Genomic DNA, 19,528 nt, shown 5'->3' with positions numbered 1-19,528 from the left:
ATTCACGCCTGCGCTTTTTTACTCTTTTTAGCGGCGTACATGCGTGCGTCGCTCCCCTCCAGCATCCGCTCCAGGCTTTGCGGGTGGGCGGCGTCAAACTCGACCACGCCCGACGAGAAGCGCAGCGCATAGCGACGATTCAGGCTGCTGGCCTGCTGCTGTAGATAACGCTCAAAGTCAGCCAGCAGCGCTTCCGCTTCCGGCTGACGCAGCCCGTTAAACAGCACGACGAATTCATCGCCGCCCAGTCGTGCGAAAAGATCGTGATGGCTAAAGCAGACCTTCATCGCGTCGGCGAAATCCATCAGCGCGCGGTCGCCTTCGCGATGGCCGAGGGTATCGTTGATCTGCTTAAACTTATCGAGATCGAGAAAGGTCAGGCTGGCTGGACGCTGCTTTAACAGACAGTCGTTAAGCACCAGCTGGCCAAGGGTCATAAAACCGCGACGGTTAGTGATTTGCGTGAGTTCATCGCAGGTCGCGGTCTGAAACGCCGCCAGTTCAGCTTCGGCCAGTGCCGCCAGGTCGCGCAGCGTTGCACGATCGTCGGCGCTGAAATCGCGCGGCTCGGGGCCGAGAATACAGAGCGTGCCGACGTTAACGCCGCCTGGCCCGCGCAGCGGACAGCCAGCATAAAAACGAATATGGGGCTCGCCGGTCACCAGCGGATTATCGTGAAACCGCTCGTCGTTAAGCGTATTTTCCACCACCATGATGTCGTCCTGCAAAATAGCGTGACCGCAAAACGAGATATCGCGCGGCGTGCTCCGGGCGTCATAGCGGCCGGAAACAGATTTGAACCACTGCTGGCTGGCTTCCACCAGGCTGACCAGCGCCACGGGCGTGTTAAACAGACGACGCGCCAGACGCGTCAGGCGGTCAAAGCGCTCCTCCGGTGGCGTATTAAGGATTTTTATCTCGTGCAGTTCGGTAAGGCGTTGCGCCTCATTAGCCGGGTACTGAGGTGCTTTCATCGCGGTACTCTTATCGTTATTTATGCAGGTGAAGCGAAACTGGTGTGGCCACAAGGGCTAAAAGAGATCCTGCCGTCATTGAGACAGCAGGATCTCAGGCGGGATCAGAGCACTTTTTGTTCTGCAAGATCAAGGGCGAAATAGCTGAAAATCAGGTCGGCGCCGGCGCGTTTAATCGCGCCCAGGCTTTCCAGCACCACGTTACGCTCGTCAATCGCGCCCGCCTGAGCGGCGAATTTGATCATCGCGTATTCGCCGCTGACCTGATACGCCGCCAGCGGCAGCTCGGTGCGGTCGCGGATTTCACGCAGCACGTCAAGGTAGGCGCCGGCCGGTTTCACCATCAGCGAATCCGCGCCTTCAGCAGCGTCGATCAGCGACTCGCGAATCGCTTCGCGGCGGTTCATCGGGTTCATCTGATAGGTTTTGCGGTCGCCTTTCAGCGCGGTGCCGGCCGCTTCGCGGAAGGGGCCGTAAAACGACGAGGCGAACTTGGTGGAATAGGACATGATGGCGGTCTGGGTAAAGCCCGCCGCGTCCAGCGCCTGACGGATCGCCTTAACCTGACCATCCATCGCCGCCGACGGCGCAATAAAGTCCGCGCCCGCCGCCGCTGCCACTACTGCCTGCTTGCCGAGATTAATCAGCGTCGCGTCGTTATCGACGCCGTGGTCGCACAGCACGCCGCAGTGGCCGTGGCTGGTGTATTCACAGAAACAGGTGTCGGACATAACGATCATTTCCGGCACCGTCTCTTTACAGATGCGCGACATGCGCGCCACCAGGCCGTTTTCATTCCAGGCATCGCTGCCGGTAGCGTCGGTGTGGTGCGAGATACCAAAGGTCATCACCGAGCGAATGCCCGCTTTGGCGATACGCTCAATTTCATAAGCAAGACGCTTTTCCGGAATGCGCATTACGCCCGGCATCGCTTCAATCGCTTTGTAATCGTCAACGCCTTCCTCAACGAAAATCGGCAGCGCCAGATCGTTCAGGCTGAGGGAGGTTTCCTGGAAGAGTTCACGCATCGCCGGGCTGGAACGCAGCCTTCTTGGACGCTGGAGCAGAGAAAAATCAGACATATTCATTCTTACGCAGGTGAAAAAAGTAGCGTTAGTCTACTCCTTTTAACGCGCGGAAATGAAGAATGTGTGCGGCGATGGTAGAAATAGCGCGGAACGCTTTGCGCTTATCAGCCTGCCAGCTACGCAAAAAAAAAGCCCGCCTTGCGGCGGGCATTAAAGGCTTTATTCGTTGATGTCGGGATGCTGCTGCACCAGATTTTTACGCTTTGCCTCAAGGCGGGCAATCTCTGCGTCGATATCTTCGATTTTCTGCTCGATGTTGTCGTGATGCTCCTGAAGGATTTCACGCGCTTCTTCGAGGTCAGAAGCGGCAGGTGTCGCGCCGCGCAGCGGTTTATTCGCCGTCTCTTTCATATAAATGCCGGTAATCAGGCCGATCACCGCCACCACCATCAGGTAGTAGGCTGGCATATAGAGGTTATTCGTCGTTTCTACCAGCCATGCTGCGAGCGTCGGGGTCAGACCGGCAATCAGTACGGAGATGTTAAAGGCACTCGCCAGCGCGCTGTAGCGGATATGGGTCGGGAACATCGCCGGCAGCGACGATGCCATGACGCCGGTAAAGGCGTTGAGGATCACCGCCATCAGCAGCAGACCGGCGAAAATCAGCCCCAGCACGCCGCTGTTAATCAGCATAAATGCCGGAATGGCGAAGATCAGCAGCGCGATGCTGCCAATAATCACGAAAGGACGACGGCCGAAGCGGTCGCTCAGCATCCCCATCACCGGCTGCACAAACAGCATGCCAAGCATAATCGCAATGATGATCAACACGCCGTGATCTTCCGAGTAGTGCAGGTTATGCGACAGATAGCTCGGCATGTAGGTCAGCAGCATATAGTAGGTGACGTTAGTGGCGATCACCAGACCGATACAGGCAAGCAGGCTTTTCCAGTGCTTGCTGGCGATCTCTTTAAACGACACTTTCGGGCCGTCGCGCAGGCCTTCACGGTCGCCTTGCTCCAGTTTCTCAACGTGCTGCTGGAAGGCCGGGGTTTCTTCCAGCGCGTGGCGCAGGTAGAGGCCGATAATGCCGAGCGGCAGCGCGAGGAAGAACGGCAGACGCCAGCCCCATTCCATAAACTTCGCTTCGCCGATAATCGCGGAGATCAGCACGACGATGCCCGCGCCGAGCACGAAGCCTGCGATTGAACCGAAGTCGAGCCAGCTGCCCATAAAACCGCGTTTACGGTCGGGCGAGTATTCAGCAACGAAGATCGAGGCGCCGGTATATTCGCCACCCACCGAAAAGCCCTGCGCCATTTTGGCTAACAGCAGCAGAATCGGCGCCCAGATGCCAATTGAGGCGTAAGAGGGTATCAGACCAATACAGAAGGTACTGATCGACATAATTACAATGGTGATAGAGAGGATTTTCTGGCGACCATACTTATCGCCCAGCATGCCGAAGAAAAGGCCGCCCAGCGGGCGAATCAGAAAGGGAACAGAGAAGGTACCGAGCGCGGCGATCATCTGAACGCCTGGCGACGCATCGGGGAAAAAGACTTTACCCAGCGCGTAAGCAACAAAGCCGTATACGCCAAAATCGAACCATTCCATCGCATTGCCCAGCGACGCAGCGGTAATGGCTTTGCGCAAACGGGCGTCATCAATAATAGTGACGTCATCCAGCCCAATAGGTTTGACACGCTTCCTACGTAATTTCATAGATTTACCCTGTAATAGCACATGAAAGTCCTCAAGGTCGCGAACCGGTTGAACGAAACAGTCCGCGGCATTGAGAAAATTTAAGCATAGCCGTTCGGCAGAATTTTCCACTGGCTACTATGCGCAATAATTAGTGTTGAAATTATTGCGACAAGTGGCAGAGTATACCGTTTTTTATTGATATTTGTCATGTTTGGACTGATAGCGGCCTTTTTTGCCGACGATAGCGGCTAAGCCAGCGGTGAGATAAAGCAGTAAAAAAAGCGGTTTTACGACAGCGGTTTTTTCTCAAAATGTAGTGGCGATTAATCTGGCACAGGCGCGTCTGCCTCCGGACGATGAAAAACCTGTGCGGCAGGGCGTTGATCTCAGACGCAGCCCAGCTTGCCGCTATGGCGTTATTCAGTAATACTTTGCCCCTCACTGTCAATGGAGGATCGATGGTAAGGAAAGAGACTGCGCCCTTTGAAAACCCCTGGCTGTCAGCCATCGACAGTACAGAAAAGAAACTTACCCGCTACGCTTCGTTTAACCCACTTAATTCTGTGTCAGAGACGCCGTTCAGCGTCTGGCTTGCCCGCCATCCGCTGGCCCCTTTGGCGCAAAAAAGGCCTGTCCGCGCAAACGATTGGCTTTGCGACAGAAACGCGCAGCGCAGCCCGGTGAAGGCGCTGCCGGAAGCAGAGTATCAGCAGCTGATGCCGACGCTGGCGCGTATCAACCAGCGATTAGCGGCGAGAAAAAGCGCGATAACGCCGGTACATTGTCCGGATGAGAGCGTTGAAGTGGCGCTGCGCGCGGTGAAAAAGCTGCGCGCAGGGCGGCTAAAGCAGTGAGCGCAGCGGCTGATGTCGCAGCCAGGCGGCAATATCCTCGACCGCCTGAGTAAAGTAGCGCCGGTAGTTACTGTCGGCGACATAGCCCAGATGCGGCGTCGCCAGCACGTTCGGCAGCTGCCGCAGCGGATGATCGGCGGGCAGCGGCTCCGTATCGAATACGTCCAGCGCAGCGCCAGCCAGCCGACCTGAACGCAGCGCGGCGATCATCGCCTGCTGATCCACCAGGCCCGCGCGCGAGGTGTTTACCAGCAGCGCGCCCGGCTTCATCTGCGCCAGCGCGGCGCCATCCAGCAAATGATGCGTACGCTCGCTTAACACCAGATGTATCGACACCACATCACTCGCCGCCAGCAGCGCCTGCAGCGACGGCATCAGCGAAGCGCCGTACTGCGCCGCGCGCTCGGCGGTGAGGTTCTGGCTCCAGGCGCAAACGCGCATGCCAAACGCCTGCGCCACCTTCGCCATCCCGCCGCCGATCTTACCCAGCCCAATCAGCCCGAGGGTTTTACCCTCAAGCCCGATTCCGAGATGCTGCTGCCAGGGGCCGTTGCTGCGCAGCGCCTGATTCTCCGCCACGATATGGCGCGCCAGCGCCAGCAGCAGACCCCAGGTCAGCTCCAGCGGCGGCGCGCTGCTGCTCTCGGTGCCGCATACCGCGATGCCGCGCGCGCGGCAGGCTTCAAGATCGATGGCGGCATTGCGCATGCCGGACGTAACGATAAGTTTCAGGCGCGGCAGGCGCGCCAGACGGGCGGCAGTAAGCGGGGTGCGCTCGCGCATCGCCACCAGGATATCGCTGTCGGCAAGCGCGGCGATAAGCGGTTCATCATCGGCGATATGTTGCTGCAATGAGCGGGTCTGGACAGCGGGCTGTAGCGAAGACCAGTCGGCCAGCGTCAGCGCTACGTTCTGATAGTCATCAAGAAGGGTGCAGTTGAGCGTCATCAGGTACCTCTGTGCGCATCGGCTGATGTTGATGCTTTGTGAGCCAGTCGATGAACGTGACGTTATCCATAGGCAAAGCATAATAGTAGCCCTGAATAAACGTCACGCCGCGCTGGCGCAGATAGAGATACTGCAACGACGTCTCCACGCCTTCGCCCAGCACTTCCAGCTGCAGCTTATGGCTGAGCGTGATAATCGCATCCAGCACCGGCGTTTCCCCCGACAGCGACTCAATGGCGTTGATAAAGCCACGATCGATTTTCAGGTAGTCCAGCGCGAAGTTTTGCAGATAGCTCAGCGAGCAGTGTCCGGTGCCGAAATCATCGATCGCCACCTTCATCCCGTCGGCGCGCAGACGATCGAGCTTTCTTGCCACGTCTTCGCCATCTTTAATCAGGCTGCGCTCGGTCAGCTCCAGCGTAATCTGCAGCGGCTTATGTTTGATTCTATCGGCAAAATTGACCATATCCTCAACGAAGGCCGGGTGCTGCAGATGATCGGCGGCGACGTTGATGCCGATATGAAAGCCAGGGTCAATTTTCCACTGCTGGACATCTTCGGCGATAAGGTCGAGCAGGTGACGCGTCAGCGGCACAATCATGCCTTCCGCCTCGGCGGCGCTGATAAAGATATCGGGCCGGATCGCGTCGCCGTTCGGCAGCGTCCAGCGCAGCAGCGCTTCGGCACCGGTACAGGTTTGGGTCTGGTTGTTATAGACCGGCTGGTAGTGCACAGAGAATTGACGCGCACTGATGGCGCGGCGGATCTCATCACGCCAGGAGATGCGACGCTGCAGCCAGTTGGCGGTCAGCACCATTAACAAAATAGAGAGGATCGCCGTCATCGGCAGGAAAATAAAGGTCACCTGTCGCCAGGCGCGCATGATCTCCGCGCCGGGCGTCTCGATTGTCACGCTAATGGGATAGCGGGTCGACTGCGCCTGATAGGTTTGATCGCTAAAAAGGCTGGCGTGGAGCGGCGTCGTGTTTCCCGCGGAGATCGGCGCGCCGTCGCTAAAGCGCATACTGAGGCGGTAACCGCGCGACTCGCCGATGGCGCTCATAAAATCAATCAGATACTGGCCGTCGATAATCGCCCAGAAACTCTGGTTATCCGCCAGCTGCCGCACAAAAATCACCGCCGGACGCTGCGGTACGGCAGCCGTACCGGCGAGAGAGAGGCTCCACCAGGCTTTGCCGGTTACCGGCGGCGCGCGCCGCATCATTTCGCTTAAGGTGCCGGGATTCATGCCATAAGCGGAGGAGCAGGTAATTTTTTGCCCCTCCAGTTTGCCGATGGCGCGGAAATAGGCGTTGAGGTTGCCGGCGCGCTGCAGTTCATCCTCAAACGCACTGCAAGGCTGATATTGAAAACGACGTAGCCAGGTAATCATATCCCAGGCGCTGTCGCTCATCTTTTCCGCCTGCGAGAGCAGCGTACTGGCGGCGCTGAGCTGCTGCTGCTGAACGGTGTGCCGCGCGTCGATAGCGGTAAACAGGATGCCGAGCAGCAAGGGCAGCACCCCGGACAAAATAATAATTATTCTGGCGTAGTCGCGTTTTCGTTTTAACGGCGGCACCGCGAATTCCTCTGAATGTGAATGCGTCTGTGAGGAGGTGCAAATTTAATCAGCGCAGCATAGCACGCCCTCAGGCCGTGCAGGGTAGCGTTTTGCTCCGGTGAGCAGGTGATACAGATCAATTATCGACCGCGCTTTGCATTTATTGACAATGTTTTGCCGCTTTTGGTATTTCCCAGCGGCAAAAATGCCGTGTCACCATGACGCCACACTGAATCGCGGAAAAGAGGCGTATATGAGTATGGCAACCCTGGCATCAACTTCCCTTCAACAGCGCCTTTCCGATGCGGAATGGCAGGCGCGCGTTAAGCTGGCGCAGGCCTATCATCTGGCGGCGAAGCTGCGCTGGACCGATCATATCTACACCCACTTTTCGCTGCGCGTGCCGGGCGATCTGCCGCACTTCCTGATTAACGCTTACGGGCAGACCTTTGACGAGATCCAGCCGGAAACGCTGGTCAAGATCGATATCGACGGCAATGTCATCGACGATCCCACCGGGCTGGGGATCAATCCGGCAGGCTTCGTGATCCACAGCGCCATCCATCGCGCCCGCCCGGATGCGCATGCGGTTATGCATACGCATACGGCAGCGGGCATCGGCGTGTCGGCGCAAAAGCAGGGGCTGCTGATGATCTCCCAGCACAGCACGCGTTTTCACAGTCGCGTCGGCTATCACGATTACGAAGGGATCGCGCTCGATCTCGACGAGCAGCAGCGCATCGTAGCGGATCTCGGCTCCCTGAACGCGCTGATCCTGCGCAACCACGGCCTGCTGACGGCGGGCGGCAGCATCGAAGAGGCGTTTTATAACCTCTACTATCTTGAGCGCGCCTGCCAGGCGCAGCTGGCCGCGCAGTCAGGCGGCGCGGAGCTGATTATCCTGCCGGACGCGGTGGCGGAAAAGGCGGCGCAGGCGTTTGATAACAGCATCCGCAACAAAAAGTATCAGCTGCACTGGGATGCCTATATTCGCCAGCTCAACCGCAACGCGCTGTAAGGAGCGGCAATGAACAGACTCAAGGTATTTGCGGCGGCGCTGCTGCTGGGCGCCAGCGCGCTGGCGCAGGCGGCGCCCGATCTCAGCGAAGTGACGCTGGTGCTGGGCGATCAGGCGCGCAATTTGCGCTCGCTAGTGGAGGCGTCCGGCGTACTCAAAGATGCGCCCTATCACTATCGCTGGGCTAATTTTCAGGGCGCGGCGCCGCTGTTTGAAGCGCAGCGCGCCGGGGCGGTCGATACCTCTTATGCGGGCGATCTGCCGGTGCTGATGGCGGCATCCGGCGGCGTGCCGCTGAAAATCATCGCCACCAACGTCGGCGACGCGGGCGCAAACGGGCTGATTGTGCCCGCCGATTCGCCGGTGCGCAGCGTAAAGGAGCTGGCGGGCAAAGAGGTAGTGGTATCGTCGGCACGCGGCAGCATTTCACAGCATTTGCTCTATGAAGCGCTGGAAGAGGCGAAGGTACCACGCGACAGCGTGCCGGTGCGCTTTGTGCTGCCGACCGACGCCAGCGCCGCCTTTAACGCCGGGCAGATTGGTGCCTGGGCGACCTTTGATCCCTATCTCGGCATCGCTGAGCAGCATGGTGCGCGCCTGCTGCGCGACGGTACGGGGTTGACCACAGCGCTCTCCTTCGTGACCGCTACCCGGCAGTCGCTGGACGATCCCGGCAAGCGTGCCGCGATCGCCGATTTTGTCCAGCGGCTGGCGAAAGCGCGCGCATGGGCGCTGACCCACAAGGCGGCCTACAACCAGGTTTATGCGCAGCTGACGCGCCTGCCGCCCGCCGATGCGGAGAAAATTACCGCGCGCATTTCTCACGGCATTCGCGCCGTGACGCCAGAGGATATTGCGAAAGTACAGCAGGTGTCGGATCTCTTCAGCGAGCTGAAGATTTTGCCGAACAGGGTAGACGTGGCGGCGATTACCGATCGCACTCTGTTTCCAGAGTAAGTGAGAGGCCAAAAGCTGGCTGGAACGCTCCGCCGGTAAGCGATGGCGCGAATAGCAGGCACCTGGCGCACATTGATGCGCATCTCATCCCTGAGGTGCGCATATCACGCCAGCGCTCTGTATTTCTGTGCTGGCCCTTCGGCCATGCCTGCTGCTGTCACTGATATTACCGATCGTTGAACAGCGTCTGGCGCAGCGCCAGCTCGACGCCGCGCAGCTCCGCCAGCCCTTTCAGGCGGCCAATCGCCGAATAGCCTGGGTTGGTGCGCTTGTGCAGATCGTCGAGCATCTGATGGCCGTGATCGGGACGCATTGGAATGGCATCTTTCTCTCCCGCGCGCCGACGGCGCTGCTCCTCCGCCAGAATCACCCTGATCACGCCAACCATATCGACATCGCCCGCCAGATGCGCCGCCTCATGGAAACTGTTGGGATTGGCTTCGCGCTGCGTGGCGCGCAGGTGGATGAAATTGATGCGGTCTGCGAACCGCTCCGCCATCTGCGTCAGATTGTTATCGGCGCGCACGCCGTAAGAGCCGGTGCAGAAACAGAAGCCGTTATGCAGGCTGTCCACCGTCTCCTTCAGCCACTGCATATCCTCCTCGGTGGAGATAATGCGCGGCAGGCCGAGAATAGGGCGCGGCGGATCGTCCGGATGCACCGCCAGCTTGATGCCGACCTCTTCGGCGACCGGCACGATAGCGCGCAGGAATGTCGCCATATGTTCGCGCAGCTTCGCCTTGTCGATGCCGTCATACTGCGCCAGCTGGGCGCGGAACTGATCCAGCGTATAGCCCTCTTCCGCGCCCGGCAGGCCAGCAATAATATTGCGTGTTAACAATGCCTTGTCATCGTCGCTCATGGCGGCGAAGCAGCGTGCGGCGGTCTCTTGTTCCGCCGCTGAATAATCCTCTTTTGCGCCGGGACGCTGCAAAATATGCAGCTCGAAAGCGGCGAAAGCGTCCGCATCAAAGCGCAGCGCTTTTGCGCCGTCCGGTAGCGTCCAGGCGAGATCGGTGCGCGTCCAGTCGAGTACCGGCATAAAGTTGTAGCAGACCGTCTCGATGCCGCAGGCCGCCAGGTTGCGTATCGACTGCTGGTAGTTGGCGATATAGCGCTGATAGTCGCCGCGCTGCGTCTTGATCGCCTCGTGCACCGGGATGCTCTCTACCACCGACCAGACCAGATTCTTTTCAGCCAGCAGCGCCTGACGCGCTTTAATCTCATCAACCGGCCAGACTTCGCCGTTCGGAATATGGTGCAAAGCGGTAACGATACCGGTCGCGCCTGCCTGACGCGCATCGTCTAACGAAACCGGATCGTTGGGGCCGTACCAGCGCCATGTATGTTCCATTTTTACTCCTTAGTCGCAAATTTGGCCCAGTGGTCAGGCCGCTGGGCCAAGAGTATGCTACCCTGCCGGGAAAGGCCGTGATCGCGATCGCAGCGCAGTGAATTGCGTCTGTCGGAAAGGGCACACGGCTTGTGCTACGCTGCACCGCTGCTGACAGGAGAAAAAATATGGCGCTGCCTGTGCTGAAAACGGAACGTCTTTATCGCCAGATCGCTAACGCGATAATGGAAAGTATCAAACGCGGCGAGTTCGCCCCAGGCGCGGCGCTGCCGCCGGAGCGCGAGCTGGCGAAGCAGCTGGGCGTCAGCCGCTCCTCGGTGCGTGAAGCGCTGATTGCGCTGGAAATGACCGGCTGGGTGGATATTCGCACCGGCAATGGCGTCTATGTGATGCAGCCGCTGCCGCAGGCTACTGCTTCCGTGGCGGAGGCGGATTTCAGCCTGGAAGATCTGTTACAGGCGCGTCTCGCTTTTGAAGGGATGCTGGCGGAGATGGCGGCGCGAAACGGCAGCCCGGCGCAGCGCGACCAGCTGCGCGCGCTGGCCGATACGCTACTGCGCTACAACGCCAACGACGCGGAGTTTCTCGATCAGGATAAACGCTTTCATCTGCTGATTAGCGAAATGAGCGGCAACGAGGTACTGCGCGACCTGATGGAGTATCTCTGGAACAAGCGCGACAGCGCGCGTTTCCGGCGGCTGGAGAGCCATTTTGCCGACAACGCCTTTACCCAGGAGATGAACCGCGACCATCAGCAGATTGCCGCCGCGATAGAGGCGGGCGATGCCGCTGCCGCGCGCGCCGCGATGGAGAGCCATCTGGCGCAGGTGCAGCAGCGGCTGCTGGGTTAGATTTTATGGCGTTTAGGGCGGCCCGCGCCGAGCATAATCGCCAGCCGGCTGCCGCCTGGGGTCGTTTCCATCAGGATTTTGGTAATGCTGGTTAGCGGTACGGAAAGCAGCATGCCGACCGGCCCCAGCAGCCAGCCCCAGAAAATCAGCGAAAGGAACACCACCAGCGTTGACAGCCCCAGGCCGCGCCCCATTACGCGTGGCTCCAGCATATTGCCGAACACCATATGAATGGCGATAAACAGCGCCGCCACCAGCATCGCGTCGTAGGGGCTGTTAAGCAGCAGCGCCTGTAATACGGGCGGAATGCCGGCGATAATCGGGCCGATATTGGGAATGTAGTTAAGAATAAAAGCGACTACGCCCCACAGCAGCGCGAACTTAACATCGAGCAGAAACAGGCTGCCCCACACCGACACGCCGGTAATCAGGCTGATCAACGTCTTCAGCGCCAGATAGTGGGTTACGCCTTTCAGCGCCCTGTGCAGCCCGGCGATGCGGATCTGCGGATTGGTCAGGGCATTGCGCATTTTGTAGGGCAGGTGACGCACTTCAAACAGCATAAACACCACCGTCAGGATCAGCAGTACGAAGTTGCTCATCATGCCGGAGAACTGCGTCAGCGCGACGGTGGCGAACGACATCAGCATATTGGGATCAAAGCGCTGCACCAGCGTCGTGGTTGAGACGTGAATGCCGATGCCCGCCGCCAGATGCTGCACCACGCTCATCTTCCTCTCCATAGTGGTGCGCAGCTGCGGATAGATATCGGAGAATTCGCTTACCGAGCTGGCGAGCACCGCCACCAGCAGCAAAATAACGATAAATATCACCGTAATCACTACCGTGATCGCCAGCCCGCGCCGCCATCCGCGCCGCATTAAAAAGGTGACGATAGGATTCAGTACGATGGCGAAAAAGGCGGCCAGTAAAAAGGGCACCATAATTTCGGACGCGGCGCGGATCCCGGCGAGAATAATCACCAGCATCGCCAGCTTAATCAGAATGCTTTGTCCTACTTTTTCCTGCTGTTGTTCGCTCATTCCCTCTCCAGAAAAGCCAGACCGCAGAGAGTAGTGTAGCTGAACGGCAATTAAACGCCTGATTCTGCTATGAAAGCGTAACGATAATCAGACTTTTTTACTGCGCTGCAGCAGCGCCGTCGCGCCCAGCATCAGCGCCAGCGTGGCGACCAGCGTCAACGTCGCCATCGCCATGCCTTGTCCCACCGAGCCTTGTTCGAACTGACGCCAGATAAACAGGGCGACGGTCTGTACGCCAGCAGGTGCCAGCAGCAGTGAGGTCACCAGCTCGCGCGAGGCGACGGCGAACACCATCATCATCGCCGCCAGCAAGCTGGGCGACACCAGCGGAAAGACTACCAGACGCAGCGCCTGAAGGCGCGAGGCACCGTGTACGCGCGCCGCTGGCTCCAGCGTCGGCGCAAGCTGACGCAGCGCGCTGCTGACGTAGCGCACCGGCCAGGGCAGCAGCAGACAGCAGTAGGAGAGCAGCAGGATTGCTGGCGTGTTATAGGGCGAGACCGGCCAGAAGCTGCGGTTCCACAGCAGGATCAGACCGACGCCGATGACCACGCCAGGGATCGCCGCAGGCAGCAGCGCCAGACCATCCAGCAGCGCCAGCGCGCGGCTTTTGCCCTCCGCCACGCGCCACGCCACCAGAAAACCCAGCGCGCCGGTCAGCAGCGCCGCGCCAAACGCCAGCCCGATGCTGGTAGAAAAGGCGCTCAGCGCATCGCCCTGCTGCGAAAAGAGCGCGGCGAAATGGCGCAGCGTCAGATTCGCACCGCTGAGGCCGCCCGACAGGGTATCGAGCAGGCCGCTCAGCGTCATCGAGCAGAGCGGCAGCGCGACGGCGACCAGCGCCGTAAGCGCAAACAGCAGCACTATCGGCAAGGTCCAGACGCCTGCGCTCACCGCTTCGCTGGTCGCGGGCTTGCCGCCAATAGTGGCGACATCCTGCGCAGCGGTCAGACGGCGCTGAGCGAACCAGGCGGCCAGCGCGACCAGACTCAACAGCAGCGACAGCAGCGCCGCGCCGGGTAAATCGATCGGCCAGTCCGACAGCTTCTGCTCAATGCCGACCGTCATCAGGGTGATACCAGCGCGGGCACCAAGCGCCGCCGGTACGCCATATTCATCAATCGCCAGCGTGAAGGCGAGCAGCGCGCTACCCGCCAGCGCGGGCAGCAGCAGGGGCAGCGTAACGTGCCAGAAGGCGCGCCATGCCGACGCGCCGTGTACGCGTGCCACCAGCGCCAGCCGCTGCCCGCTCGCCATCAGCGCGCGCGATACGGCGAAATAGACCACCGGAAAGATATTGATCGTCATCACCAGCGTGATGCCGCTGGCGCTGAACAGCAGGCTCTCCAGATCGAGACCGGTAAGCTGCTGCACATAGCCGTTGCGCTGCAGCGCCAGCGTCCAGTTCAGCGCCGCGATATAGGGCGGCGTAAGAAAGGGCACCAGAAACAGCAGATCCCACAGCGCGCCACCGGGCAGGCGAAACAGGCCACGCAGCGCGCCGAGCGGCAACCCGATCATCAGGCTGCACAGCGCTACGCCCAGGCCCACCTTCAGCGTGCCGAACCCCATCGGCAGCAGCGCGTCGTCGGTAAACAGGCGCGGCAGCGCGCTGAATGCGTCCTGCCAGCTTCCGGCGCCCAGCTGCGGAAATATCGCCTGCAGCACAATAAACAGCAGCGGCAGCGCCACCAGCACGCCGAGCGCCAGCAGGATCAGGCTGTTCAGAACGCGCGACATCTTACTGTCCGAACAGCGTCGCGAAGCGCTTCAGAATCGACGCGCGATCGGCTTTGCTCTCCTGCGGCATTGGCAGCAGCCGGATCTCGGTAATCAGCGGGCGCTGCGCCTTGATATCGGTGCGCGCGGGCATCAGCCAGGCGTTCGCCACCTGCTGCTGGCCTTCATCAGAAAGCACATAGTCGATGAATTTCTTCGCGTCGTCGGCGTGCTGGCTGCTTTTCAGGATCATCATCGGACGCGGCGCGACCACGGTGCCGCTTTCCGGGAAGATCACCTTCACCGCTTCGCCCTGGGCGATATTGTTGTAGGTGACATAGTCCACCGCGCCGAATACCGCCGCCTTCGCGCCCTGCAGCACCGGCGTGACCGCCTGCGCGTTTGGCCCGCTGACCACCATGCCGTTCTCTTTCAGCTGCTGAAACAGCGTCCAGGCTTTTTCGCCTTCGCTGTTTTGCAAACCAGCCAGCAGATCGAGCGATGCGCCAGAGAGCGCCGGATCCGGCGTGGTGACCTTATCTTTGAACGCCGGGCCGGTGAGGTCCTGCCAGTTTTTCGGCTCCGGCGTGCCGCTTTTGGTATTCCATACGATGCCGAGCGCAGAGATGCCCTGCGCCACATAGTCGTTGGTTTTAAAGGCGTCCGGCACCTTTGCGGCGTTAGGGCTTTGATAGGGCTGCAGCCAGCCGCGCTGTTGCAGATCTTCGGCGATATCCCATGAGGCGGAAATCAATACGTCGGCCTGCGGGCTGGCCTGCTCGGCCTCCAGCCGCGCCATAACCTTGCCGGTCGTGGCCTGAAAGATATTTACCTTAATGCCGGTCTGTTTTTCGAATCCGGCTGCCAGGCTTTTCGCCAGCGAGCCGGGGCCAGCGGTGTACACCGTCAGCGCATGGGCGTCACTCATCATTGCGACAGAGGTCAGCAGCATCGTTAACATCGCTCCTGTTTTAACGGGCTTGAGAAAAGACATAGGGTTCCCCTGAGGATTGGGTAATGGACACAATCTGGCCCCGCGCCAGATGAAGGGTGCGATCGGCAATAATCTCCGCCTCGTCGCGGTCATGGGTTACGTAGACGGCGGTGGTGCCGGACTGGCGCAGCAGCGCCTTCATGCTGTGCACCAGCGTTTCTCGCAGGTCGCGGTCGAGGTTGGAAAGCGGTTCGTCAAACAGCAGAATGGCCGGTTCGGCCACCAGCGCGCGCGCCAGTGCCACGCGCTGCTGCTGCCCGCCGGAGAGCGCGGCAGGCTTACGCGCCGCGAAACCCTCAAGACCGACGCGCGCCAGCATGGCGCGGGCCTGCTCTTCGCGCGGCTTTTTCCCCACGCCGCGCATGCGCAGCGGGAAGGCGACGTTCTCACCGACGCTCATATGTGGCCAGAGCGCGTAATCCTGAAACACCATGCCGAGCTGGCGCGCTTCGGGCGGCAGCGAATGGCGGGCGCTGGCGACGCAGCGATCGCCGATCCAGATTTCGCCGCTTTCGGGCTGATTCAGGCCAGCCAGCAGTTTCAGCAGGGTGCTTTTGCCGCAGCCGGACGGGCCGAGCAGGGCCAGGGTTTCGCCAGCAGCGATATCAAAAGACAGGTTGTGCAGGACCGGCTGGCGACTGATGGACCAGCTGACCGCTTTTACAGAGACAGGCAGGGAAGCGCGCGTCATCGGCCACCTCCGCGCGGGCGCGGGGGCTGGACGAAGCTCAGGCGCGCCTGAAAACTCAGGAGCGTCATCAGATTGTTATCCTCTTTGGGACTTATGGCGCGAGTGTAGGCGGCGATTATGACGACCCGATGACTAAAACCGCCCTCCTGGCGCGGCGGCGGCTCGAAATATTCCGCTGATGGTGGCAAGCTGTAGATAAAACTCAGTCAACCACGAGCGCACTTTGTCATGCCAGATCAACCCGCAGCGGAACCTGCTCATAAGGGCGTCGGATTAACCCTTCTGATTATCTCTATCGTGATCTACAACTTCGCCAGCTATCTCACCATCGGCCTGCAGCTGGCGGTGCTGCCAGGTTTGGTGCATGACCAGCTCGGCTACAGCGCCTTCTGGGCGGGGGTGGTGATCAGCCTGCAGTACCTGGCGACGCTGCTGAGCCGCCCCCATGCCGGGCGCTACGCCGATATCTGGGGGCCTAAGCGCGTGGTGGTGCTGGGGCTGGCGGGGGTGCTGCTCAGCGGGCTCTGCTACCTGCTGGCGACCTGGCTTGCGGTAGCGCCGATCGCCAGCCTGGCGCTGCTTTGCATCGGGCGCGTTATTCTCGGCGTCGGACAGAGCTTTACCGGTACCGGCACCTCGCTGTGGGGCGTCGCGCGCGTCGGCTCGCTGCATATCGGCCGCGTTATCTCATGGAACGGCATCTGCACCTACGGCGCGATGGCGCTGGGCGCGCCGCTTGGCGTCATCATCTATCGTCACGGCGGCCTGCTGCTGCTCTCCGTGGTGATTATCGCTATCTGTGCGCTGGCGATAGCGCTGGCGCTGCCGCGCCCGGCGGTGAAGGGCAGCCGCGCGCGTCCGCTGCCGTTCCGCGATGTGCTCGGCAAGATTTACGGCTTCGGTCTGATTCTGGCAATGGGATCGGCGGGATTTGGCGTGATCGCCACCTTTATTACCCTGTTTTATCAGGCGAAAGGGTGGGACGGCGCGGCTTTCGCGCTGACGCTGTTTAGCGCGGCCTTTGTCGGCACGCGTCTGCTGTTCCCCAACGCGATCAACCGCCTCGGCGGGCTGCACGTCGCCAGCGCCTGTCTGGCGGTAGAGGCGGTCGGTCTGTTTCTGGTGGCGGGCGCATTCGATCCCTGGATGGCGAAAACCGGCGCGCTACTGACCGGGGCCGGTTTCTCGCTGGTCTTCCCGGCGCTCGGCGTGGTCGCGGTGAAAGCGGTGCCGCAGGCGAATCAGGGCAGCGCGCTGGCGACCTATACCGCTTTTATGGATTTAGCGCTGGGGATTACCGGGCCGGTAGCGGGATTTATCATGAGTTTTGCCGGGGTGCCGCTGGTCTATCTGCTGACGGCGCTGCTGGTCTGTCTGGGGCTGTTCTGCACGCTGCGGCTGACAAAACGGTTGCCGGAGAGATCGGCAGAAGCGAAAGAGAATTAAAAAAACGGCCTCCGACCGAGGCCAAAACGTGTCCGAGACACAGATAAGGGTAGGGCGACGCGGCGGGTAATGGCCCGCCGCGTGACATTCAGGCCTGCAGTAGTTCAATACTGTGGCGAATCTGGCGCTCAATTTCAGCAGGCGTCCAGCTGTTAAGTTCAGACGAGAACGGCTCGAAGGCGTAGATGCCCTTGTAGCCAAGCATCTCCAGTCGTTTCACCTGCGCCACGCTGTTCAGCACGTCGCGGTCGCTCAGCATAATGCGCTCTTCGTCGGTCAGTTCTGCGGTGGGGCGCGTATCTTCCACGCCGGAGAGATGCACCAGGCCAATCATGTTGACATCGATCTCCGCCGGAAACTCCTGTTCGGCCTTCTCATACAGATGATGGTGGAAGGTGTCGATGACCAGCTTAAAGGGCGCCTGGGCGTCGCGGATAAGCTGCTGCGCCTGCACCGCCGAGCGCAGAGAGCTGACCGGGAAGCCCAGCGGCTCCACCAGTCCCTGGACGCCATGCTGCGCAAAACGCGGCGCAAGCGTGCGAAGCGCCGCCAGCGTGTCGTCCGGCGCAATGTTGACGCCTTCGTTCAGCGGGCACATGACCAGCGCCTTCGCGCCGATCGCCTGCGCGTCCTGCAGCAGCGCGTCGGTTTTCGCCAGCAGCGCCTCATCCACGCGGTTAAAGGGATAAATCGCGTTAATGGTAATCACTTCGATGTTGTACTTCGTTAACAGGGCGCGCGTCTGCTCATAAGTCAGATCGTCGCACACCTTGCCGCTCGGCATGTCGTTACGCAGTTCTACTTTATTCAGGCCCAGGCGTTGAACCAGCTGGAAAAACGCCTCCAGAGAAAGGGTTGGCGCAATTTTACGGTTAATACAGAAACGGGTGGGGTCGATGGCCATGCTGCAGCTCCTGTAGTGTTGCAAGAGGAAAGATAAATAGGCTGGGGCCAAAGAAAACATTTATTTCATGAATAGTGAATTATGAAATTTAAAGGTTGAGATCTGCCTCTCAATAATTTCATTTTCCGCCGTTGCTGCGCCTGTTTAGCGCTGCATTGATGATGAAAAACTGGCTGTTAAGGGGAGTTTAATCAGGGCGCTACGCCCTGTCAGCACACGGTTTTTGGCGTCGGTCGAGAAAATGCGATCTATGCCGCTAAAAGGGAATTTCCCAAAAAGTTTTATTTGAAAAATTTATTTCACTGTAATAGCTTCTTAGCATGCTTTCGGTTTTGCCTGGTCAGGCGGCGTGGCGTCACGCTAAGACTCTGCAGGGAACTCACACATCTTAAGAGGCTATGAAATGAATATCACAGGAAACTTCATTGGCGGTCAGATTACCTACAGCGCCAGCAACGAAACCATCCCTGTTTATGACCCGGCGACCGGCAAAGTGGTGCGCGAGTTAACGCAGAGCACCGGCGCAGAAGTCGCCGAAGCGATTAAAGTGGCGCATGACGCCTTCCCCGCCTGGTCGAAAACTTCGCCGCTGCGCCGCGCGCGCGTTTTGTTTAACTTCAAGGCGCTGATGGAGCAGCACCGCGACGAGCTGGCTGAACTGATTGTCTCTGAACACGGCAAAGTGTGGTCGGATGCGCAGGGCGAGCTGACGCGCGGGCTTGAAGTGGTAGAGTTCGCCTGCGGCATTCCGCATCTGATTAAGGGCGAATACTCGGCAAACGTAGGCACAGGCGTTGACAGCTACTCGCTGATGCAGCCGGTGGGAGTGGTTGCGGGTATTACCCCGTTTAACTTCCCGGCAATGGTGCCGCTGTGGATGTTCCCGATCGCGCTGGCCTGCGGTAACACCTTTGTGCTTAAGCCGCCTGCGCTCGATCCTTCCGCAGCGGTGCGTATGGCGGAGCTGCTGAAAGAAGCAGGCCTGCCGGACGGCGTGTTTAACGTGGTGCACTCTTCCAACGAAGACGCCGAGCAGCTCTATAAAGATCCGCGCATCGCGGCGGTGAGCTTCGTTGGCTCTTCCGGCGTCGCTGAGCACATCTATAAAACCGCCAGCGCCCACGGCAAACGCGTGCAGGCATTCGGCGCGGCGAAGAACCACGCTATCGTCATGCCGGACGCCGATCTCGACGCGACGGTGAATGCCATTATGGGCGGCGCCTTTGGCTCCGCTGGCGAACGCTGCATGGCGCTGCCGGTCGTGGTCGCGGTCGGCGACGATACCGCCGACAAGCTGATTGCTCGCCTGACGCCGCTGATCAAAGCGCTGCGCGTCGGACCTGGCATCAAGCAGGGCGCAGAAGAGAATGAGATGGGGCCGGTTGTCTCCGCCGCGCATCAGAAAAAAGTGCTGGGCTATATCGACAAGGGCGAGCAGGAAGGAGCGAAGCTGGTGGTCGACGGCCGCAACTTCCAGGC

General features: G+C 59.9%; 17 protein-coding genes. 6 read left to right on the top strand and 11 right to left on the bottom strand.

What is annotated here, in order from left to right; translation table 11 throughout:
- Positions 1-2 precede the first annotated feature (2 nt).
- The 3 genes from B3797_RS06680 to proP form a co-directional block, all read right to left on the bottom strand.
- Complete coding sequence (locus tag B3797_RS06680; RefSeq protein WP_311790696.1) at positions 3-974, bottom strand: sensor domain-containing diguanylate cyclase; 972 nt, start codon at positions 972-974, stop codon at positions 3-5.
- Positions 975-1,078: 104 nt separating this feature from the next.
- A complete protein-coding gene (gene hemB / locus B3797_RS06675) occupies positions 1,079-2,056 on the bottom strand; it encodes a porphobilinogen synthase (protein ID WP_120457378.1) in 978 nt (325 codons plus the stop codon).
- 165 nt (positions 2,057-2,221) lie between these two features.
- Positions 2,222-3,727: a glycine betaine/L-proline transporter ProP gene (gene proP / locus B3797_RS06670; RefSeq protein WP_311784029.1), complete on the bottom strand. Its 1,506-nt coding sequence runs from the start codon at positions 3,725-3,727 to the stop codon at positions 2,222-2,224.
- A gap of 440 nt (positions 3,728-4,167) precedes the next feature.
- Here proP and B3797_RS06665 point away from each other — a divergent pair, with 440 nt between their 5' ends.
- A complete protein-coding gene (locus tag B3797_RS06665) occupies positions 4,168-4,563 on the top strand; it encodes a hypothetical protein (protein WP_311790695.1) in 396 nt (131 codons plus the stop codon).
- On the opposite strand, the gene B3797_RS06660 is transcribed toward B3797_RS06665, so the two are convergent.
- Entirely contained in the window at positions 4,552-5,511 is a 960-nt protein-coding gene (locus tag B3797_RS06660) for a D-2-hydroxyacid dehydrogenase family protein (protein ID WP_311790694.1), read from the bottom strand. The two genes, B3797_RS06665 and B3797_RS06660, sit on opposite strands and share 12 nt — an antisense overlap.
- The gene (locus tag B3797_RS06655; RefSeq protein WP_311790693.1) at positions 5,486-7,090 is read right to left on the bottom strand and encodes an EAL domain-containing protein; all 1,605 of its coding nucleotides are present in this window, start codon (positions 7,088-7,090) and stop codon (positions 5,486-5,488) included. The genes B3797_RS06660 and B3797_RS06655 overlap by 26 nt, the downstream gene beginning before the upstream one ends.
- A gap of 235 nt (positions 7,091-7,325) precedes the next feature.
- Here B3797_RS06655 and B3797_RS06650 point away from each other — a divergent pair, with 235 nt between their 5' ends.
- Positions 7,326-8,090, top strand: a complete 765-nt coding sequence (locus tag B3797_RS06650) for a class II aldolase/adducin family protein (RefSeq protein WP_311790692.1) — start codon at positions 7,326-7,328, stop codon at positions 8,088-8,090.
- A 9-nt stretch (positions 8,091-8,099) separates the two neighbouring features.
- Complete coding sequence (locus B3797_RS06645) at positions 8,100-9,047, top strand: ABC transporter substrate-binding protein (RefSeq protein ID WP_311790691.1); 948 nt, start codon at positions 8,100-8,102, stop codon at positions 9,045-9,047.
- A 166-nt stretch (positions 9,048-9,213) separates the two neighbouring features.
- Here B3797_RS06645 and uxuA read toward each other — a convergent pair whose 3' ends face one another.
- Positions 9,214-10,401 (bottom strand): mannonate dehydratase, encoded by a 1,188-nt coding sequence (gene uxuA / locus B3797_RS06640; RefSeq protein WP_311790690.1) that lies wholly within the window; start codon positions 10,399-10,401, stop codon positions 9,214-9,216.
- A gap of 167 nt (positions 10,402-10,568) precedes the next feature.
- Between uxuA and B3797_RS06635 the strand changes: the two genes are divergently transcribed.
- Positions 10,569-11,252, top strand: coding sequence for a FadR/GntR family transcriptional regulator (locus B3797_RS06635; RefSeq protein WP_311790689.1), 684 nt, complete (start codon positions 10,569-10,571; stop codon positions 11,250-11,252).
- Here B3797_RS06635 and B3797_RS06630 read toward each other — a convergent pair.
- The 4 genes from B3797_RS06630 to B3797_RS06615 form a co-directional block, all read right to left on the bottom strand.
- Positions 11,249-12,295, bottom strand: a complete 1,047-nt coding sequence (locus tag B3797_RS06630) for an AI-2E family transporter (RefSeq protein ID WP_311784037.1) — start codon at positions 12,293-12,295, stop codon at positions 11,249-11,251. The genes B3797_RS06635 and B3797_RS06630 overlap by 4 nt on opposite strands.
- Before the next feature lie 87 nt (positions 12,296-12,382).
- Positions 12,383-14,035 (bottom strand): ABC transporter permease, encoded by a 1,653-nt coding sequence (locus B3797_RS06625; RefSeq protein ID WP_311790688.1) that lies wholly within the window; start codon positions 14,033-14,035, stop codon positions 12,383-12,385.
- A 1-nt stretch (position 14,036) separates the two neighbouring features.
- On the bottom strand, positions 14,037-15,008 hold the full coding sequence (locus B3797_RS06620) for an ABC transporter substrate-binding protein (protein ID WP_311790687.1): 972 nt from the start codon (positions 15,006-15,008) through the stop codon (positions 14,037-14,039).
- On the bottom strand, positions 14,986-15,699 hold the full coding sequence (locus tag B3797_RS06615) for an ABC transporter ATP-binding protein (RefSeq protein ID WP_311790686.1): 714 nt from the start codon (positions 15,697-15,699) through the stop codon (positions 14,986-14,988). Before B3797_RS06615 ends, B3797_RS06620 begins: the two co-directional genes overlap by 23 nt.
- Before the next feature lie 228 nt (positions 15,700-15,927).
- Here B3797_RS06615 and B3797_RS06610 point away from each other — a divergent pair, with 228 nt between their 5' ends.
- Complete coding sequence (locus tag B3797_RS06610) at positions 15,928-17,145, top strand: MFS transporter (RefSeq protein ID WP_311790685.1); 1,218 nt, start codon at positions 15,928-15,930, stop codon at positions 17,143-17,145.
- An 88-nt stretch (positions 17,146-17,233) separates the two neighbouring features.
- Here the strand turns inward: B3797_RS06610 and B3797_RS06605 are convergent, their stop codons facing one another.
- Positions 17,234-18,049 carry a TIM barrel protein gene (locus B3797_RS06605; protein ID WP_311790684.1) on the bottom strand — a complete coding sequence of 272 codons (816 nt, stop codon included), beginning with the start codon at positions 18,047-18,049 and terminating at the stop codon, positions 17,234-17,236.
- Between the two features lie 403 nt (positions 18,050-18,452).
- Between B3797_RS06605 and mmsA the strand changes: the two genes are divergently transcribed.
- Positions 18,453-19,528, top strand: a 1,076-nt coding sequence (mmsA, locus tag B3797_RS06600) for a CoA-acylating methylmalonate-semialdehyde dehydrogenase (protein ID WP_311790683.1), incomplete at its 3' end; no start/stop codon positions are given.

It is taken from the genome of Pantoea sp. UBA5923 (assembly GCF_002431095.1).
Taxonomy (GTDB): domain Bacteria; phylum Pseudomonadota; class Gammaproteobacteria; order Enterobacterales; family Enterobacteriaceae; genus Pantoea; species Pantoea piersonii.
The sequence above is the reverse complement of the archived record's forward strand: the minus strand, read 5'-3'. Positions and strand labels throughout refer to the sequence as shown.

Excerpts from the sequence above, each read along its gene's own strand:
- B3797_RS06630 (WP_311784037.1), bottom strand. The coding sequence starts at position 12,295 with ATGAGCGAACAACAGCAGGAAAAAGTAGGACAAAGCATTCTGATTAAG.
- B3797_RS06650 (WP_311790692.1), top strand. The coding sequence starts at position 7,326 with ATGAGTATGGCAACCCTGGCATCAACTTCCCTTCAACAGCGCCTTTCC.
- B3797_RS06645 (WP_311790691.1), top strand. The coding sequence starts at position 8,100 with ATGAACAGACTCAAGGTATTTGCGGCGGCGCTGCTGCTGGGCGCCAGC.
- B3797_RS06625 (WP_311790688.1), bottom strand. The coding sequence starts at position 14,035 with ATGTCGCGCGTTCTGAACAGCCTGATCCTGCTGGCGCTCGGCGTGCTG.
- B3797_RS06620 (WP_311790687.1), bottom strand. The coding sequence starts at position 15,008 with ATGTCTTTTCTCAAGCCCGTTAAAACAGGAGCGATGTTAACGATGCTG.
- B3797_RS06605 (WP_311790684.1), bottom strand. The coding sequence starts at position 18,049 with ATGGCCATCGACCCCACCCGTTTCTGTATTAACCGTAAAATTGCGCCA.
- B3797_RS06615 (WP_311790686.1), bottom strand. The coding sequence starts at position 15,699 with ATGACGCGCGCTTCCCTGCCTGTCTCTGTAAAAGCGGTCAGCTGGTCC.
- proP (WP_311784029.1), bottom strand. The coding sequence starts at position 3,727 with ATGAAATTACGTAGGAAGCGTGTCAAACCTATTGGGCTGGATGACGTC.
- uxuA (WP_311790690.1), bottom strand. The coding sequence starts at position 10,401 with ATGGAACATACATGGCGCTGGTACGGCCCCAACGATCCGGTTTCGTTA.
- B3797_RS06610 (WP_311790685.1), top strand. The coding sequence starts at position 15,928 with ATGCCAGATCAACCCGCAGCGGAACCTGCTCATAAGGGCGTCGGATTA.
- hemB (WP_120457378.1), bottom strand. The coding sequence starts at position 2,056 with ATGTCTGATTTTTCTCTGCTCCAGCGTCCAAGAAGGCTGCGTTCCAGC.
- B3797_RS06635 (WP_311790689.1), top strand. The coding sequence starts at position 10,569 with ATGGCGCTGCCTGTGCTGAAAACGGAACGTCTTTATCGCCAGATCGCT.
- B3797_RS06680 (WP_311790696.1), bottom strand. The coding sequence starts at position 974 with ATGAAAGCACCTCAGTACCCGGCTAATGAGGCGCAACGCCTTACCGAA.
- B3797_RS06665 (WP_311790695.1), top strand. The coding sequence starts at position 4,168 with ATGGTAAGGAAAGAGACTGCGCCCTTTGAAAACCCCTGGCTGTCAGCC.
- B3797_RS06660 (WP_311790694.1), bottom strand. The coding sequence starts at position 5,511 with ATGACGCTCAACTGCACCCTTCTTGATGACTATCAGAACGTAGCGCTG.